Raw genomic sequence first — 16,135 nt, 5'->3', positions numbered from 1 at the left:
GTCAGCTCGACCTCCCGGCGTCCGCACCCGGTTCGTCCGTGCCGGTCGGCACGGGCTCGCCGACCGCACGGCATGCGGCCGCGACGATTCCGGCGGGCTGCGGCAGCGCGGCCTCCTCCAGTCGGCGGGCGTAGGGCATGGGGACCTCGGCGCTGCACACCCGTTCGACGGGGGCGTCGAGGTCGTAGAAGTGCTGTTCGGTGAGGCGCGCGGAGATCTCCGCAGCGAGACTGCCGGTGCGCCACCCCTCGTCGACGACGACGGCCCGGTGCGTGCGGGCGACCGAGTCGCCGATGGTCGTGTCGTCCAGGGGGCGCAGGGTGCGCAGGTCCACGACCTCCGCGCTGATGCCGATGCCCGCCAGGTCGTCGGCGGCAGCAAGCGCCTTGCGCAGGGAGCCGCCGTAGGTGATCACCGAGACGTCCGTCCCGGGTCGGCGAACGGCGGCATGGTCGATGTCGACCGGGCCCGCCCCGGTGGGCAGTTCGCCCGAGGCGTTGTACAGGCTGCCGTGCTCGAAGATCAGCACCGGATCGGGGTCGGCCAGCGCCGGGGCGAGCATGTGGCGGGCGTCCGTGAGGGTCGCCGGGGCGAGCACGCGCAGGCCCGGGATGTGTGCGTACCAGCCCTCCAGGCTGTGCGAGTGCTGGGCCGCCAACTGCCGTCCGGCACCCGTGGTCATCCGGATGACGATCGGGACCGGTAGCTGACCGCCCGACATGTGCAGCAAGGTCGCCGCGTTGTTGAGGATCTGGTCCAGGGCCAGCAGGCTGAAGTTGACCGTCATGATCTCGACGATCGGCCGCATGCCCGCCAGGGCCGCGCCGATGCCGGCGCCGACGAAGGCGGACTCCGACAGCGGGGCGTCGCGGATCCGCTCCGGCCCGAACTCCTCCAGCAGGCCGAGGCTGACGCCGAAGCAACCGCCGTAGCGGCCCACGTCCTCACCCATCAGGAACACCCGCGCGTCGGCGTGCAGGGCCTCGCGCAGGGCCTCGCGCATCGCCTCCCGGTAGGTCGTCTTCCGGCCGGAGGGTGGGGCGGGCCCGGCGGTACGGACGTGGGTCGTGGTCATGGCCGGCTCGCCTCCACCGGACTGGTGACGTACTTCAGCAGATCCTCGACAGCCTCTTCGGGAGCCCGTTCGGCGGCCTCGACGGCCTGGTCGATCTCGGCGGACAGACGGTCCTCCAGGGCGGCGCGGGCCTTGTCGGACAGCTCCTTCGCTTCCCGCATCCGCCGGGCGAGGCCTTCGACCGGGTCGCGCTCCTTCCAGTGTTCGATCTCTGCCTTGTCCCGGTAACGGTCGGAGTCGTACATGGAGTGGGCGCGGAAGCGGTAGGTGAGCATCTCCAGGAAGTGCGGACCGGTACCGGCACGGACCCCTTCGGCCGCCCGCCGGGCAGCGTCCTCGACGGCGAAGACGTCCATGCCGTCGACGGCCCAGGAGACCATGCCGTAGCCGGCGGCACGCAGCGCGAGGTCGGTCTGGGCCTGATGGCGGGCCAGGGCCGTGCCCATCGCGTACAGGTTGTTCTCGCAGATCAGCAGCAGGGGCAGTTGCCAGAGCGCGGCGAGGTTGGCCGTCTCGTGGAACTCGCCCTCCGCGAAGGCGCCGTCACCGAAGAAACAGCAGGTGACCCGGTTGCGACCGGTCATGCGGTCGGCGAGGGCGAGACCGGCCGCGAGAGGCAGTCCGCCGCCGACGATCGCGTTGCCGCCGTAGAAGCGGCGGCCGACGTCGAAAAGGTGCATGGAGCCACCCCGGCCATGGCTGCAGCCGGTGGCCTTGCCGAACATCTCCGCCATGATCGCCTCGGCCGGCACCCCGCGTGCGAGCGCATGGCCGTGTTCGCGGTACGTCGACACGACCGCGTCCTCGTCCGTGAGGGCCTCGTTGACACCGACGGCCACGGCTTCCTCGCCGATGTAGAGGTGCATGAAACCGCGGATGCGGGCCGCGCTGTACAGCTCCACGCAGCGTTCCTCGAAGCGGCGGACGCGCAGCATCGACTCCAGCAGGGCCAGGCGGTGCGCCGCCTGATGGTTCGGCCGGGCCCCGGGCCGGGGTCTGCGTGGGGCGCGGGTGGTGCTCATGCGGACGCCTCCGATGTGTCCAGGGAGGAGCCGGCCCGTTCCAGGGTGGAGATGTCGCCCTCGGGCAGGCCGAGTTCACGCGCTCGCAGCAGGCGGCGCATGACCTTTCCACTGCGGGTGTGGGGCAGGTGCTGGTCGAAGGCGATCTCACGCGGTGCCACGGCCGGGCCGAGCCGGCGCCTGGCGAAGGCCAGCAGCTCCTGCCGGGTCTGCGTGGTCGCCTCGAAGCCCGGCGTCAACGTGACGAACGCCTTCACGATGCTCCCTGCGACGGGGTCGGGCCGGCCGATCACCCCGGCCTCGGCGACCGCCGGGTGCTCCATCAGGGCGTTCTCGACCTCGAACGGCCCGATGAAGTGTCCCGCCGACTTGATCATGTCGTCGGCGCGCCCGACGAACCAGTACCAGCCGTCCGCGTCGCGCCGTACCAGGTCGCCGGTGAGGTACCAGTCGTCCGCGAAAGCCGCCGCGGTGCGAGGCTCGTCGTGCAGATAGCCGCGGAACATGGACGGCCAGCCGATCCGGAGCGCCAGTTCGCCCTCCACACCGGGCTCCTCCAGGACGGTGACACGGCCCTCGACCCGCTCCGCCCGGCCGTCCTCCCCGCGTCGCACCACCGCTGCCTCCACGCCGGGCAGCGGACGCCCCATCGACCCCGGGCGTATCTCGCAGGCGGCGTAATTCGCGATCATGATGGCGCCGGTCTCCGTCTGCCACCAGTTGTCGTGCACCGGCAGCCCGAGGACGTCCCTGCCCCAGAGCACGGCCTCCGGATTGAGCGGCTCACCGACGGACGCGATGAACCGCAGCGCGCTCAGGTCGAACGAGCGGGGCAGATCGTACGGCCCTGAGCGCGGCGTCGTCCGCATCAGCATGCGCAGCGCCGTCGGCGACGTGTACCAGACACTTACGCGTTGGTCGGCGAGGATCCGGTACCAGCGGCGGGCGTCGAAGTCGCCCTCGTCGACCACGACCGTGACCCCGTGCATGAGCGGCGCGACGATCCCGTAGGACATGCCGGTGACCCAGCCGGGATCGGCGGTGCACCAGTACACGTCGTCTTCGTGGAGATCGAGCGCGTACAGCGCGGTCGTGTAATGGGCCACGGCAGCCTCGTGCACGTGCACGGCGCCTTTGGGGGTGCCCGTGGTGCCGCTGGTGAAGTGCAGCAGGGCCATGTCGTGGGGCGAGGTCGGCGGAATGGTGAAGGTGTCGGCTGCCTCGTTCATCAGCGCGCCGAGGGACACGGTGCCTGGCAGCTCGTCCGCGCCCTCGCCGACGATCAGTACGTGCCGCAGGGCGGCGAGTCTCTCGCGCTGTCCGGCGACCTTCCTGCGGTACAGCTCCGCCGTGGTGACCAGTACCTGCGTGTCGCTCAGCGTCAGGCGCATGGCGACCGGTTCCGGTCCGAACGCGGAGAACAGTGGGCACAGGACGCTGGTGTTCTTCAGCGTGCCGAGAACCACGGTGTACAGCTCGGGGCATCGGCCGAGCAGCGTCGCCACCCGGTCACCGTGACCGATGCCGAGGGTCCGGAGCACGTTGGCGAACCTCGCGGTCGATCGGGCCAGCTCCCCGTACGTCACACAGGTCACGGAGTCGTCCCGTCGGACACAGCGCAGCGCGACGGCCGTGGCGTGGTCCGAAGCGGCGTGCCGGTCCACGGCCTCGTGCGCGATGTTCAGTCCCCGTCCGCCGGGCAGCCCCTGCAGGTGGGCACGCGCCTGAGGCCAGGCGAATCCCGCACACACCTTCTCGTAGTCGTCCAGATTCGGCTCGACGCGAGGCGGAGCGTCCTTCCGGACCGTTTCCCATCGCATCGCGGCCACCTTCCTGTCTGCCCTTTTCGACCATCTGTCGGGGCCGCTTCGCACGCACTGGGCCGAACGGCCCCGGCGTGTGGCCGTCGAGCCCTATGAGGCGGCCCCGGAGAGCGGGAGAGCGCCGACCCGGCCGAGTGAGCGGAGACGAAAGAACCCGAGCCTATGGCCCGCATGGCCCTACCTGTGTGGTGCCGGACCGGAAATCCTGCGTTCGTGGACTGCATGAGGCACCGCAGACGTCCCACCTGTCCGAGGCGGTGCCGAAGGAGAACGGCCATGACTGCGGACCCTGACGTGAACGCCGCGTCTCCTCCCGCGTCCGGCGGGCTGGAGATGGGCAAGGACGGCATGCTCGCGCTGGTGGACGTGTTGTCCCGGCGAGGCTTCACCGTGGTCGGCCCCACCGTGCGGGACGGTGCGATCGTGCTGGCGGAACTGGAGTCGGCCGACGAGCTGCCGTACGGGTGGGGCGTGGAACTCGAAGCCGGGACGTATCGGCTGCGGGAGCGGGCCGACGGCGCCGCCTTCGCGAACGCGGCGGGCCCGCAGTCGTGGAAGCAGTTCCTGCATCCGGCGAAGGTACGGCAGTGGCGTGCCGACCGGGTGGGCGAGGACTTGGTGTTCACAGCCGAGGAGCCCTCGCCGCCGCGGTACGCCTTCCTCGGGGTCCGTCCCTGTGACGCGCGGGCCATCGCCGTCCAGGACCGGGTGCTCACCGGTGGTGCCCATCGCGACCCCGAATACCAGGGGCGGCGTGCCGGAGCGCTGCTCATCGCGGTCGAGTGCACGGAACCCGGCGGTACCTGCTTCTGCGTCTCGATGGGCACGGGACCCGCAGCCCCGCCCGGCTGCGACCTGGTGATCACCGAGGTGGTCGACGACGACGGCCACCGCTTCTGGATCCGCGGCGGCAGCCCGGAAGGCGACGAGCTCCTGGCCGAACTGCCCGTCCGCCCGGCCGACCCCGCCACCTGTGAGGCGGCGCGCGCAGGCGTCGCCGCCGCCGCGGACCGGATGGGACGGACCATGCCCGAGGCCGACCTGCGGGAGCTGATGGCAGGCACACTCGACGCCCCCCGCTGGGACGACGTCGCCGGGCGCTGCCTGACGTGCGGCAACTGCACCATGGTGTGTCCCACCTGTTTCTGCACCACGACCGAGGACGTCACCGATCTCACCGGTGACCACGCGGAGCGGTGGCGGCTGTGGGACTCCTGCTTCGACCTGGACTTCTCCCATCTGCACGGAGGCTCCGTCCGTACCTCCCCGCGCAGTCGTTACCGGCAGTGGATGACCCACAAGCTCGGCACCTGGTACGACCAGTTCGGCTCCTCCGGCTGTGTGGGCTGCGGCCGCTGCATCGTGTGGTGCCCGGTCGGCATCGACATCACCGAGGAGGCCGCCGCCCTGTACGACTGGACGCGGTCCGGAACATCGGGAGAAGCCCCATGACCGGGCTGCCACCGACTCCGGAACTCCTTGCGCCCGCACAGCGCGAGCGGTTGCTGGCAGTCGGGTTCGACGTGACGTTCCCGGCCGGCACGCGCCTGTTCGACGAGGGCGGGGATGCCGACCGCTTCTGGCTGCTGCGCAGTGGCGAGGTCGCCCTCGACATCTGTGTTCCCGGCAGACAGCCGGAGGCCCTCGTGGAGACGCTCGGGGCGGGTCAGCTGCTGGGCTGGTCATGGATCTGCCCGCCGTACCGCTGGCACCTCGGCGCACGAACGGTGACCGCCGTGCAGGCCACGGAGTTCCCCGCCGCCGACGTCCTCGCTCTCTGCGCTGCCGACCCGGAACTCGGATACGCCCTGATGCGCCGCTTCACCGAGGTGGTCGCCGAGCGGCTGCAAGCCACCCGCATCAGGCTGCTGGACCTCTACGCACCCCACGGAAGCGGTCCGCCGTGAGCACCGTGACGCCGCCGCTGCCCTACCGGGTGGCCGAGATCCTGGCGGAGACGGCCGACGTCCGCTCGCTGGAACTGGTTCCCGTCGGCCGGGAACTCCCGCCCTTCTCACCCGGCCAGTTCGCGATGATCTACGCGTTCGGGGTCGGTGAGGTGCCGATCTCGGTCAGTGCCCTGCGCGGCCCCCACCAGGGACTCGTGCACACCGTCCGTGCGGTGGGCGCGGTCTCCGCCGCCCTGTACGAGCTGCGCCCGGGAGACACCGTCGGGCTGCGCGGGCCGTTCGGCACCGGCTGGAATCTGCACGCGGCAGCCGGCCAGGACGTGCTGGTGATCGCCGGGGGCATCGGGCTCGCGCCGCTGCGACCGGTGGTCCACGCGGTCCTGGACCAGCCGACCGCCTACGGCCGGCTCGGGGTGCTGGTGGGCACCCGTACCCCTGGTGACCTGATCTACCGAGAGGACATCGAGCGCTGGCGCGGCGAAGCCGAGGTGGGGGTGACCGTCGACCGCCCCGGGCCGGGCTGGCACGGCTCGGTCGGGGTCGTCACCGCCCTCCTCGACGCGTTCGCCCTCCGGCCGGACCGGACCCATGCGCTGGTGTGCGGGCCCGAGGTGATGATGCGCCACACCGCACGCGCACTCATGGGCCGAGGCCTCGCCGCGCCCCGCGTCCAGGTGTCGCTGGAACGCAACATGCGCTGTGCCACCGGCCATTGCGGTCACTGCCAGCTCGGCCCGCTGCTGCTGTGCCGGGACGGACCGGTCGTCCGCTACGACCGCGTGGAACGCCTGCTGGCCGTACGGGAGCTGTGAGATGGAAACCGACCGAGGGCCGGCCGACGCCCACCCCCTGCCCACGCTCGCCGTCTGGAAGTTCGCCTCCTGCGACGGCTGCCAGCTGACCCTCCTCGACTGCGAGGACGAACTGCTCGGCCTCACCGAGCAGGTACGGATCGAGCACTTCCTGGAGATGTCCGGCGCCGAGGGCCCCGGCGGAGGGCGGGCCGAGCTGGCCGGCCGGGGTCCGTACGACCTCTCCCTGGTCGAGGGCTCGATCACCACGGCCGAGGACGCCGAGCGCATCCAGCACATCCGGCGCATCTCTCGGCACCTGGTGACGATCGGCGCCTGCGCCACCGCGGGCGGCATCCAGGCGCTGCGCAACTTCGGGGACGTCGAGGAGTTCCGAGCCGCGGTCTACGCCCGCCCGGACTACATCGCCACCCTGGAGACCTCGACTCCGATCTCGGCACACGTACCGGTCGACTTCGAGCTCCGGGGCTGCCCCATCGACCGCCGCCAGCTCCTGGAAGTCGTCACCGCCCACCTGGCCGGCCGCAAACCCCAGGTCTCTGCCCACAGCGTCTGCTTCGAGTGCAAGAGGCGTGGCACCACCTGTGTCACGGTGGCCCACGGCACCCCCTGCCTGGGTCCCGTCACCCACGCCGGGTGCGGTGCCATCTGCCCCGCCTACGGCCGCGGCTGCTACGGCTGTTTCGGGCCGACCGTCCGGCCCAACCTGCGGTCCATGGTCGCGCAGCTGCGCCGCGACGGGATGAGCGAGGCGGACATCCTGCGTGTCTTCCGCACCTTCAACGCAGCCGCGCCGGAGTATGCCCCCGTGGCCGATCTTGCGGCCGAGGAGCCGGACGCCCCTCGGGCAGGAACAGAAGACGACCCGGAAAGGCCCGCATGAGCCATCGCGGAACCCGCATCCTCAGGCTGGACGCCCTGGCCCGGGTGGAAGGCGAAGCCGCCCTGCACCTGCGCGTGCAGGAGGAGACGGTCACCGAGGCACGGCTGCGCATCTACGAACCACCCCGGTTCTTCGAAGCCTTCCTGATCGGACGCGCCCACACCGAGCCGCCGGACATCACCGCCCGCATCTGCGGCATCTGCCCGGTGGCCTACCAGATGAGTGCCTGCCGGGCGATCGAGAACGCCTGCGGTGTCACCGTGGACGGGCCTCTCGCGGAGCTGCGCCGCCTGCTGTACTGCGGTGAGTGGATCGAGAGCCACACCCTGCACATCTACCTGCTGCACGCCCCCGACTTCCTCGGCCGGGCCGACGCCGTCGAACTCGCCCGCGACCAGCGAGCCGCCGTCGAGCGCGGTCTGCGGATCAAACAGACCGGCAACGCCATCCTCGAACAGCTCGGCGGACGCCCCATCCACCCGGTCAACGTCCGCGTCGGCGGCTTCTACCGCACACCGGCGCCCGAAGAGCTGCGGCCACTGGCCGAACGGCTGCGACAGGCCCGGGACGACGCACTGGAGACCGTCCGCTGGGCGGCGGCGTTCGACCTCCCCGACGCGGCGAGCGACCATGACCTGCTCGCGCTGCGAGACCCGGGCCGCTACGCCATCGACTCCGGCACACCAACGGTCATCGCCGGCGCCGGCGCGACGCCGGCGCCCCGTGAGTTCCCCGTGTCCGACCTCGAACAGCACGTCCACGAGGAACAGGTGCCGCACAGCACCGCTCTGACCGCCGCGCTCGACGGCCGCCGCTACCTGACCGGTCCACTGGCCCGCTACGCGGTCAGCGGCCGGTGGCTCCACCCGGTGGCGGCCGAGGCCGCGAGGGCCGCCGGGCTGGGCGATCCCGTGGCCGGGGACATCTGCGACAACCCGTTCCGAAGCATCGTCGTCCGCGCCGTGGAAGTGGTGCAGGCCGTCGAGGAAGCGCTGAGCATCATCCGGGACTACGAACGACCGCCACGGCCGGCACTGGACGTCGCCCCGCGCGAGGCCGTGGGCACCGGAGCGACCGAGGCACCGCGCGGACTGCTGTACCACCGCTACGCCCTCGCCGAGAACGGCACACTCACCGCGGCCCGCATCATTCCGCCCACGGCCCAGAACCAGACGGCCATCGAGGAGGACGTACGCCGAGCCGTGCAGGCACGCCTGGACCGGCACGGGCCCGCCCCCGACGACGAGGAACTCACCCGCTTGTGCGAGCGGGCCATCCGCAATCACGACCCCTGCATCTCCTGCGCCGCCCACTTCCTCGACCTGACCGTGGACCGCACATGACCGGCCGGATCGTGGTGATCGGCGTGGGCAACCCCCTCCGCGGTGACGACGGAGCGGGGCCGGCGGTGGTCGAGGCCCTGCGAGGCAGTGTTCCCGACGACACCGTGCTCGCGGTCAGCGACGGCGAACCCGGCCGGATGCTCGAACTGTGGCGCGGCGCGGACACCGCGGTCGTGGTGGAGGCCCTGCGTCTGCATGAGTCCAGGCCGGGTGCGCTGCACACCCTGACAGCGACACAGGCGGCCGGCAGGGCAAGGGGTACGGCGAGTACGCACGCCCTGGGCCTGGGGGAGTGCCTCGCCCTGGCGGAAGCCCTCGACCTGCTTCCGCGGAAGGTCGTCGTGCATGCCGTCGAGGTGGCCGACGTCGAACTCGGCACGGGGCTGAGCGAGCCGGTGCGGTCGGCCCTGCCCGCACTGATCGAGCGCACCCGCGTCTCGGTCCGGCAGGCCCGCGAAGGCAACCGCCGAGGTCGGACGTCCGGCGGTGCGGCTTCACCGTGACCGGCCGCCGCCTTGCGGCGGGGATGGACGAGCGTGGGCCTATGGCCCCCGGAAGGGGCCGAAGGGCCCCTCGTGCCCGGGTGCGAGAGGGTGCGACGGTGAAGTCGGTCCCATGCGCTGCAAGCTCCGTGAAAGGCGGTGGGGACGATGACACTTCCTGTGGTCGCAGGCATCGACGGATCGGACTCGAGTCTGCTTGCCCTCGACTGGGCCGTGGACGAAGCAGTCCGCCATGGCGTTCCGCTCAGGCTGGTCTACGCCTCCCTCTGGGAGCGTTACGAGGGTGCGCTGCCCTCCACCGGCCTGGGGCGCCCCTCCGAGCAGGTGCTGGCGGAGCACATCGTGGCTTCCGGTGCGGAGCGCGCCGAGCGGCGCAACCCGGACGTGAAGGTCACCACCGACGTCATCCCGGACGACGCCGTAGCCGCCCTCGTGCGCGAGGGCGACGGTGCGTCCGCGCTGGTGACGGGGTCGCGCGGTCGCGGTGAGCTCAAAGGGCTGCTGCTCGGTTCGGTCGGGCTGGGCGTGGTGGGTCGGGCCCGTTGCCCAGTGATCGTCGTCCGAGGCGACCAGGCGGGAATCACCGGTACGCACGAGCGGATTCTGTTCGGGCTGGGGGACGACGCCGACACGGCCGCCGAGTCTGTGCGGTTCGCCTTTCGTGAGGCCGAGGTGCGCGGTTGCGTCCTGGACGTGGTCCGGGCCTGGCGCAGCCCCGCCCGCCTGACCCGCGGTCCCGAGGAAGGGGCCGCCACTCCCGAGCAGGAGGCCTCCGCCCTGCTCGACGCGGTGCTGGGCGAAGCGAGCGCCGAGCATCCGCAGGTACGTGTGCACCGTACGACGCTCGAGGGGCCGGCCGGCAAGATCCTCGTGAACCGGTCGGCAGCCGCCGACCTCGTGGTCGTCGGGTCCCGGCCCAGGACGGGCCATGTCGGGCTCCAGCTCGGCGGCGTCGGCCACGCACTTCTTCACCTGGCCCAGTGCCCGGTCGCGATCGTGCCGCAGAGGCCGTGACGGTGGTGAGGTTCACCGGTCCGGGCTCGGGGGCTCGCCCCGGTGGACGGAGTGGAGCACGTCCACGCTGACGACGTCGGCCACCCGGCCCATCGCGGTCTCGGCCGGTTCCTCCGCGGTACGGCGAGGTCCAGGGTCGTGCCGATACGCATGCCCGCGTCGTTGGGCGCGTCCGCCGCAGTCAGCCGAACAGACTCTGCACCCGGATCGTCTCGACACGCCGCCATGTGCCGCCAGGGAGGAGCAGCCAATCGCCGTCCGTGCCTCGGGCACTCCAGAGGCCCGAGCCGTCCGTGGTCCGAGCGGCTGCGTCCCGCGACGGCAACCGGGCGCTGCCGCGGGCGCGTTCAGCCAACCGCTCGGCTCGCTTGCGCTTGCTCATCGATCCCTTCCATCCGCTGGGGCGCGGTCCCTGCTACGCCCAGCATCGCGTCAAAACTGTTCCGCGCAGTGGGGTCGAACGGCACTCACGTGGACCGTCGGGCCCATACCCGGGCCCTCTGCGGCGCGGGAGCCTGGAACGGTATCGGAAGAGGCCTCCGGAGCGGAGCGCCGTGCCATGCGGACACCGCACAGGGACGACCGTTCGGACGGCGTGAGGGCCGTAGGAGAGGTGGGACAGATGGACGCGGATGTCTCCGAGCCGAGGGTCGTCGTCGGCGTCGACGGGTCGCCGTCCTCGTACGCGGCCCTGCGGTGGGCCGTTCGCTACGCAGGGCTGGTGGGCGGCACCGTGGACGCGGTCGCCGTATGGGAGCTGGCGGGCCTGTACGGCTGGTCGGCGCCCGCTGTGGACCTGGATGTCGACGAGGACGACGTCCGCCAGCGCATGCGCCAGGAACTGACCGATGTGCTGGGCGCGGACGCGGCCGGGGCGGTCAGGACCCACGTGGTGCACGGCAACCCCGCCGACGTCCTGCTGCGGGCTGCCGAGGGAGCGGAGGTCCTGGTGGTGGGCAGCCGGGGGAGGGGCGGGTTCGCCCGCGCCCTGCTCGGTTCCGTCGGCCAGCACGTGTCGCAGCACGCGAAGTGCCCGGTCGTGATCGTGCGCCCCGAGACGTCGTGACCTGAGCCGGGGCCCGATAGCGCCCGGGCCGGTCACTGGAAGGCCGCATGGATCTCCTGCTCGGTCGCCTCGTGCGAGACGAGCAGGAGTTCGTCCCCCGGCAGGAGCCGCACCTCGGGGTTCGGCACCGTGGGATGTCCGTCGCGGACGACCGTGGCGACCACGGTGCCGGCCGGTAGCGCGATCTCGCCCAGCGTGTGGCCCGCGGCCCGGGACTCCTCGGTGATCGCTGTCTCGATGACTTCGACGCCCGCCTTGCTCAGCCGCAGCAGCGCCACCGTGTCCGTGGCACCGGTGGCCTCCTCGATGAGCGAGATCAGCGGGGTGGCCGCGGGCACGGCCACGTCCACACCCCACCGTGCGTCGAAGAGCCATGCGTTCTCCGCGTCGTTGACGCGTGCCGCCACTCGTCCCACGCCGAACTGCCGCTTGGCGAGCAGGCTGATGACGAGGTTGTCCTCGTCCAGGCCTGTGGCGGCCACGACGAGGTCGCAGGTCAGCGCGCCCGCACGCGCCAGGAGCGCGGGCTCGCAGGCGTCCCCGGCCACCAGGAGCACGGACGGCATCCCTTCGAGTTCCGCGCAGCGGTCCTCGTCGTGCTCGATGAGGGTGACGTCGTTGCGTGCGGCGCCGAGCACCTGGGCGATCTGAGTGCCGAGGCGGCCCGCGCCCGCGATCAGGACCTTCACGTTCCCAGCTCCTTGTCGAGGAAGCCGCGCAGCCGGCCCAGCGCGGTCGCCGCCACGGCGAAGGTGACCAGGTCGCCGGGTTCGACGAGGACACCGTGGGCGGGCAGCAGCGAGCGTCCGGCCCGGGTGATCTCCACGACGCGGATCTCCCCGTCGACGTCGAACTCGGTCAGCTGCCGCCCGGTGACATAGGCCGGCAGCTGGGAGCGGACCAGGAGGGTCTCGCCGTTGCCGAAGGAGAGTTCCGGGGTGAGGTGGCGGTGCAGCAGCATCTGGTGGATGCGACCGACGGCCCACCGGACGCTGGAGATCGTCGGGATGCCCAGGTCCCGGTAGATGTCGGCGCGGCTCGGGTCGTGGATACGGGCGAGGACGACGGGGACCCGATAGGTCTCCTTGGCGGTACGGGCGCTCACGATGTTGCTGTTGTCCCCCGAGGTGACCGCGACGCACGCGTCCGCGTGTCCGATCCCGGCCGCTTCCAGCACGGAGCGGCTGAAGCCGTTGCCCACGTGGAAGGTTCCGGGAAAGCCCGGTGGCAGCCGCCTGCGCGCCTTGGGCTGCCGGTCGACGAGACGTACGTCGTGGCCTTCGGCCACAAGCTGCGCCGCGAGGGTGGAACCGACCCGGCCGCAGCCCACGATCACCACTCTCATGATGTCCCTCCCTTCGGGGACCTCCGCCGGTGCCGCAGCACCCACTTACGGGCTTCCTCGGCGGCCAGCAACAACGCTCCGAACCCGGCGAGAACCGCCCAGTCGGCGGGGGCCAGCGGCGCGGTGTTGAAGACCTCCTGCAGCGGCGGCGCGTAACTGATGGCGGCCATCAGGGCGATGCCGACACAACCGGCGCCGATCAGCCAGGGGTTGGACAGCACACCTGCCCGGAACACGCTCTGCCGGTCGGTGCGCACCGCGAGGGCGTTGAAGAACTGACTGACCACGATGCCGGCCTGGACCAGGGTGATCGCCTCCCGGTAGACGGGATCGTCCCTGGTGAAGTCCGCGTACGGGATGCCGGAGGCGTGGACGTGCCAGAAGAAGACGGCGCACACGCCGAGGGCCTGAATGCCACCGAGGAACAGGATCCGGCCCATGACGGCGGTCGAGAAGAGCCGCTCCCGGCGCGGTCGTGGCGGGCTGTCCATGACGTCGGCCTCCATCGGCTCGGCGCCCAGCGCGAGTGCGGGCAGTACGTCGGAGCCCAGGTCGATGGCGAGAATCTGCACGGCCGTGATCGGCACCAGCGGGAACCCGGTGAAGGTGGCCGCCAGGATCGGCACCAGTTCGGCGATGTTGTGGCTGAACAGATAGATCAGGAACTTGCGGATGTTGCGGTAGACGGAACGGCCCAGCCCCACCGCGGTGGTGATGGAGGCGAAGGAGTCGTCGAGCAGCACCATCACTGCCGCCTCACGGGCGACGTCCGTGCCGGAGGCCCCCATGGCGACACCGATGTCCGCGTGTTTCAGGGCGGGCGCGTCATTGGCGCCGTCCCCGGTCACGGCGACGACCTCGCCGCGCCGCTGCAACGCGGTGACCACGCGCATCTTGTGCTCGGGACTGACCCGGCACAGCAGCAGTTCGGCGGAGCCCGCGAGCAGCGCGTCAAGGCCACCGTCGTCCAGTGCGTCCAGTTGCGCACCCGTCACCACGGAGGGGGCCGGTTCCCGCACGATGCCGACGCGACGGGCCACGGCCTCCGCGGTCAGGGGATGGTCGCCGGTGACCATGACGATGCGGATCCCCGCCCGCCGGCACGCGTCCACCGCGTCCCGCACCTCCGGGCGCGGCGGGTCGTACATCCCGGCGAGTCCCAGCAGGGTCAGCCCCGATTCCACGTCTCCGAGCGCCGGGCGGGGACCCGACACCCGCCGTCGGGCGACCGCCAGCACGCGCAGGCCCTGCCCGGCCATGTCGTCCGCGGCCGCGACCACCTCGGCGCGGGAGGCTTCCGTGAGCGGTGTCCGCGTACCCTCCCGGTCGATGGCGTCGCAGCGGGCGAGCAGCTCCAGCGGCGCACCCTTGACGCACGCGAGATACGTGCCGTCTCCATCACGGTGCACGGTGCTCATCAGCTTGCGGACGGAGTCGAAGGGGTACTCCGCCACCCGTGGCGTACGGGCCTCCTCGGCCGCCGGGTCCAGGCCGGCCTTCTCGGCGGCCACCAGGAGTGCGCCCTCGGTGGTGTCGCCGAGCACCCGCCACCCGTCCCGGTCCGTCGGCGGCACCAGCCGGGAGTTGCCGCACAGAGCCGCCGCCCGCAGCAGTTCCCGCACGGATCGCGCCTCGGCGACCTCACCGGCAGGCGTGTATCCCACCCCCGTCACGGCGTGCGACACGCCGTTCGCCCACAGCCGTACGACGGTCATCTCGGCCTGCGTGAGTGTCCCCGTCTTGTCCGTGCACACCACGCTGGTCGAGCCCAGCGCCTCCACCGCCAGCAGCTGCTTGACCAGGGCGTGCCGGCGAGCCATGCGGCGCACACCGATCGCCAGCGACACCGACAGCGTCGCCGGCAGACCCTCCGGAACGAGGGCGACCATCACCCCGAGCGAGAAGACGAACGTGTCGACGAACGGCTGCCCGCTGGGCACGCGCACTGCGAACAGAACGGCCCCGGTCGCCAGCGCGAGGGCCGCCACCCGGCGGGCCATCGCCGCGACCTGGCGCTGCAGTGGGGTCTGCTGCCGGGGTGCCGCTGCGGTGAGCCGGAAGATTCTCCCGAACTCGGTGCCGGTCCCGGTGGCGGACACGACCGCCTTCCCCGTGCCCGCGATCACGTCGGTGCCCATGAACACGCAGTTGCGCGCCTCCAGCGGCGGCCCCGCCGGTACCGGCCCGGCGACCCGCGCGACGGCGTCACTCTCCCCGGTGAGCGCCGCGTTGTTGACGGCGACGTCGTGCGCCTCGACCAGCCGGCAGTCGGCCGGCACGGCGTCCCCGGCCTCCAGCAGCACGACATCGCCGGGGACCAGATCCCGAGCGGGCAGTTCCCGTGGTTCCCCGTTCCGCAGCACCCGGCAGGTGTGCGGCACCATCGCCTGCAAGGACTCCGCCGTGCGCTCGGCGGAGTACTCCTGCGCGAATCCGATGCCCGCGTTCAGGAGGACCACACCGAGGATCGCGAGGGCCAGCTGAAGCGTGGCCGGATCCCGGGGCTGCTCCAGCGCGTAGGCGAGGAAGGTGATCGCCGAGGAGACGAGCAGCACCACCGCGAAGAGATCGGTGAACTGCGCGAGCAGTCGCCTCCACACATGCCTGCGGCCCACACCGGGCAGCTCGTTGGCGCCGTAGCGGGCCCTCCGTGCGGCGGCCTCGGTCGGTGTGAGACCGCGCGGGGCAGTGTCCAGGGCGGCGAACACGTCCGTGGCGGCCAGGGACGTGACGGACGGGCCGGGCGCCCCCTGCCCGTACCGGGACGGCGGGCCGTCGGCCGAGGCCACGATGTCCGTCGGTGGACCGCCGTCGCACAGCGCCGTCGTCCCGGGCACGCGATGCGGGACCGCGCCCCGCTCGGCCGGTTCAGCGGGCATACGGGTCTCCCACCGCCGAGGGCGGCCCCGGCGGCTCCTGGAGCACGCTCCAGGCGACCGGTCCGAGCAGGTCGGCCAGCCGCCGGAAGAGGTCCAGGAACAGGTCGTCGATCGTCAGCACCCCCGCCACCCCGTCCCCGTCGAGGACCGGAAGTCGGCGCACGCCGGTGCGGCGGAACGTTCGGTAGGCCACTTGGAGGTCGTCGTCCGCGTCGACCGTGACCACCTCGGCCGACATCACCGCGTCCACCCGTGCCTCCCGGTCCAGGCCACCGCCCAGGCCGCGTACGGCGAGGTCGCGGTCGGTGACGATGCCGCGCAGCACTTCGTCCTCGACGACGAGGACGGATCCGACGGCGGACTCGGCCATCCGCCGGGTCACCTCCAGCAGGGACGCATGAGGCGCGACGGACACCGGCGGCGCGGTCATGACCTCGGAGACCTTCATGCGACCAGACCT

15 protein-coding genes are annotated in these 16,135 nt (G+C 71.9%); 8 read left to right on the top strand and 7 right to left on the bottom strand.

The annotated features are described in order from the left end of the window. Nucleotide 1 precedes the first annotated feature (1 nt). From ACIF83_RS18670 to acsA, 3 genes are read right to left on the bottom strand one after another with little or no spacing between them, the layout of a single operon-like run. Nucleotides 2-1,075, bottom strand: a complete 1,074-nt coding sequence (locus ACIF83_RS18670; RefSeq protein WP_399728063.1) for an alpha-ketoacid dehydrogenase subunit beta — start codon at nucleotides 1,073-1,075, stop codon at nucleotides 2-4. After that, nucleotides 1,072-2,097: a pyruvate dehydrogenase (acetyl-transferring) E1 component subunit alpha gene (gene pdhA, locus ACIF83_RS18665; RefSeq protein ID WP_399728060.1), complete on the bottom strand. Its 1,026-nt coding sequence runs from the start codon at nucleotides 2,095-2,097 to the stop codon at nucleotides 1,072-1,074. The genes ACIF83_RS18670 and pdhA overlap by 4 nt, the downstream gene beginning before the upstream one ends. Further along, complete coding sequence (gene acsA, locus ACIF83_RS18660; RefSeq protein ID WP_399728057.1) at nucleotides 2,094-3,917, bottom strand: acetate--CoA ligase; 1,824 nt, start codon at nucleotides 3,915-3,917, stop codon at nucleotides 2,094-2,096. The genes pdhA and acsA overlap by 4 nt, the downstream gene beginning before the upstream one ends. Nucleotides 3,918-4,196: 279 nt before the next feature. Between acsA and ACIF83_RS18655 the strand changes: the two genes are divergently transcribed. The 8 genes from ACIF83_RS18655 to ACIF83_RS18620 all read left to right on the top strand — a co-directional run bounded on the left by ACIF83_RS18655 (nucleotide 4,197) and on the right by ACIF83_RS18620 (nucleotide 11,451). Next, nucleotides 4,197-5,372, top strand: a complete 1,176-nt coding sequence (locus tag ACIF83_RS18655; RefSeq protein ID WP_399728054.1) for a 4Fe-4S dicluster domain-containing protein — start codon at nucleotides 4,197-4,199, stop codon at nucleotides 5,370-5,372. Continuing rightward, nucleotides 5,369-5,827 (top strand): Crp/Fnr family transcriptional regulator, encoded by a 459-nt coding sequence (locus ACIF83_RS18650; protein WP_393479497.1) that lies wholly within the window; start codon nucleotides 5,369-5,371, stop codon nucleotides 5,825-5,827. Before ACIF83_RS18655 ends, ACIF83_RS18650 begins: the two co-directional genes overlap by 4 nt. Further along, nucleotides 5,824-6,642, top strand: a complete 819-nt coding sequence (locus ACIF83_RS18645) for an FAD/NAD(P)-binding protein (RefSeq protein ID WP_393479499.1) — start codon at nucleotides 5,824-5,826, stop codon at nucleotides 6,640-6,642. Before ACIF83_RS18650 ends, ACIF83_RS18645 begins: the two co-directional genes overlap by 4 nt. A 1-nt stretch (nucleotide 6,643) precedes the next feature. Then, the gene (locus ACIF83_RS18640) at nucleotides 6,644-7,525 is read left to right on the top strand and encodes an oxidoreductase (RefSeq protein WP_393479502.1); all 882 of its coding nucleotides are present in this window, start codon (nucleotides 6,644-6,646) and stop codon (nucleotides 7,523-7,525) included. Further along, a complete protein-coding gene (locus ACIF83_RS18635; protein ID WP_399728049.1) occupies nucleotides 7,522-8,868 on the top strand; it encodes a Ni/Fe hydrogenase subunit alpha in 1,347 nt (448 codons plus the stop codon). Before ACIF83_RS18640 ends, ACIF83_RS18635 begins: the two co-directional genes overlap by 4 nt. Continuing rightward, entirely contained in the window at nucleotides 8,865-9,371 is a 507-nt protein-coding gene (locus tag ACIF83_RS18630) for a hydrogenase maturation protease (protein ID WP_399728046.1), read from the top strand. Before ACIF83_RS18635 ends, ACIF83_RS18630 begins: the two co-directional genes overlap by 4 nt. 147 nt (nucleotides 9,372-9,518) lie before the next feature. Next, on the top strand, nucleotides 9,519-10,385 hold the full coding sequence (locus ACIF83_RS18625) for a universal stress protein (RefSeq protein WP_399728043.1): 867 nt from the start codon (nucleotides 9,519-9,521) through the stop codon (nucleotides 10,383-10,385). A gap of 622 nt (nucleotides 10,386-11,007) precedes the next feature. Beyond that, entirely contained in the window at nucleotides 11,008-11,451 is a 444-nt protein-coding gene (locus ACIF83_RS18620) for a universal stress protein (RefSeq protein WP_398141483.1), read from the top strand. A 32-nt stretch (nucleotides 11,452-11,483) separates the two neighbouring features. Here the strand turns inward: ACIF83_RS18620 and ACIF83_RS18615 are convergent, their stop codons facing one another. Genes ACIF83_RS18615 through ACIF83_RS18600 form a run of 4 tightly spaced genes read right to left on the bottom strand, consistent with a single transcriptional unit; the run spans nucleotide 11,484 to nucleotide 16,123 of the window. Next, nucleotides 11,484-12,140: a potassium channel family protein gene (locus tag ACIF83_RS18615; RefSeq protein ID WP_399728040.1), complete on the bottom strand. Its 657-nt coding sequence runs from the start codon at nucleotides 12,138-12,140 to the stop codon at nucleotides 11,484-11,486. Continuing rightward, nucleotides 12,137-12,796: a potassium channel family protein gene (locus ACIF83_RS18610; protein WP_399728037.1), complete on the bottom strand. Its 660-nt coding sequence runs from the start codon at nucleotides 12,794-12,796 to the stop codon at nucleotides 12,137-12,139. Before ACIF83_RS18610 ends, ACIF83_RS18615 begins: the two co-directional genes overlap by 4 nt. Beyond that, the gene (locus ACIF83_RS18605; protein ID WP_399728034.1) at nucleotides 12,793-15,675 is read right to left on the bottom strand and encodes a cation-translocating P-type ATPase; all 2,883 of its coding nucleotides are present in this window, start codon (nucleotides 15,673-15,675) and stop codon (nucleotides 12,793-12,795) included. Before ACIF83_RS18605 ends, ACIF83_RS18610 begins: the two co-directional genes overlap by 4 nt. Next, nucleotides 15,665-16,123, bottom strand: coding sequence for a CBS domain-containing protein (locus ACIF83_RS18600; RefSeq protein ID WP_399728031.1), 459 nt, complete (start codon nucleotides 16,121-16,123; stop codon nucleotides 15,665-15,667). The genes ACIF83_RS18605 and ACIF83_RS18600 overlap by 11 nt, the downstream gene beginning before the upstream one ends. Nucleotides 16,124-16,135 lie beyond the last annotated feature (12 nt).

The sequence above is a fragment of the Streptomyces sp. NPDC085866 genome, from assembly GCF_044541035.1.
In the GTDB taxonomy this organism is placed as follows: Bacteria; Actinomycetota; Actinomycetes; order Streptomycetales; family Streptomycetaceae; genus Streptomyces.
The sequence above is the reverse complement of the archived record's forward strand: the minus strand, read 5'-3'. Positions and strand labels throughout refer to the sequence as shown.

Coding starts and splice junctions, on each gene's coding strand:
- pdhA (WP_399728060.1), bottom strand. CDS start 2,097: ATGAGCACCACCCGCGCCCCACGCAGACCCCGGCCCGGGGCCCGGCCG.
- ACIF83_RS18650 (WP_393479497.1), top strand. CDS start 5,369: ATGACCGGGCTGCCACCGACTCCGGAACTCCTTGCGCCCGCACAGCGC.
- acsA (WP_399728057.1), bottom strand. CDS start 3,917: ATGCGATGGGAAACGGTCCGGAAGGACGCTCCGCCTCGCGTCGAGCCG.
- ACIF83_RS18620 (WP_398141483.1), top strand. CDS start 11,008: ATGGACGCGGATGTCTCCGAGCCGAGGGTCGTCGTCGGCGTCGACGGG.
- ACIF83_RS18630 (WP_399728046.1), top strand. CDS start 8,865: ATGACCGGCCGGATCGTGGTGATCGGCGTGGGCAACCCCCTCCGCGGT.
- ACIF83_RS18610 (WP_399728037.1), bottom strand. CDS start 12,796: ATGAGAGTGGTGATCGTGGGCTGCGGCCGGGTCGGTTCCACCCTCGCG.
- ACIF83_RS18670 (WP_399728063.1), bottom strand. CDS start 1,075: ATGACCACGACCCACGTCCGTACCGCCGGGCCCGCCCCACCCTCCGGC.
- ACIF83_RS18625 (WP_399728043.1), top strand. CDS start 9,519: ATGACACTTCCTGTGGTCGCAGGCATCGACGGATCGGACTCGAGTCTG.
- ACIF83_RS18640 (WP_393479502.1), top strand. CDS start 6,644: ATGGAAACCGACCGAGGGCCGGCCGACGCCCACCCCCTGCCCACGCTC.
- ACIF83_RS18635 (WP_399728049.1), top strand. CDS start 7,522: ATGAGCCATCGCGGAACCCGCATCCTCAGGCTGGACGCCCTGGCCCGG.
- ACIF83_RS18655 (WP_399728054.1), top strand. CDS start 4,197: ATGACTGCGGACCCTGACGTGAACGCCGCGTCTCCTCCCGCGTCCGGC.
- ACIF83_RS18605 (WP_399728034.1), bottom strand. CDS start 15,675: ATGCCCGCTGAACCGGCCGAGCGGGGCGCGGTCCCGCATCGCGTGCCC.
- ACIF83_RS18600 (WP_399728031.1), bottom strand. CDS start 16,123: ATGAAGGTCTCCGAGGTCATGACCGCGCCGCCGGTGTCCGTCGCGCCT.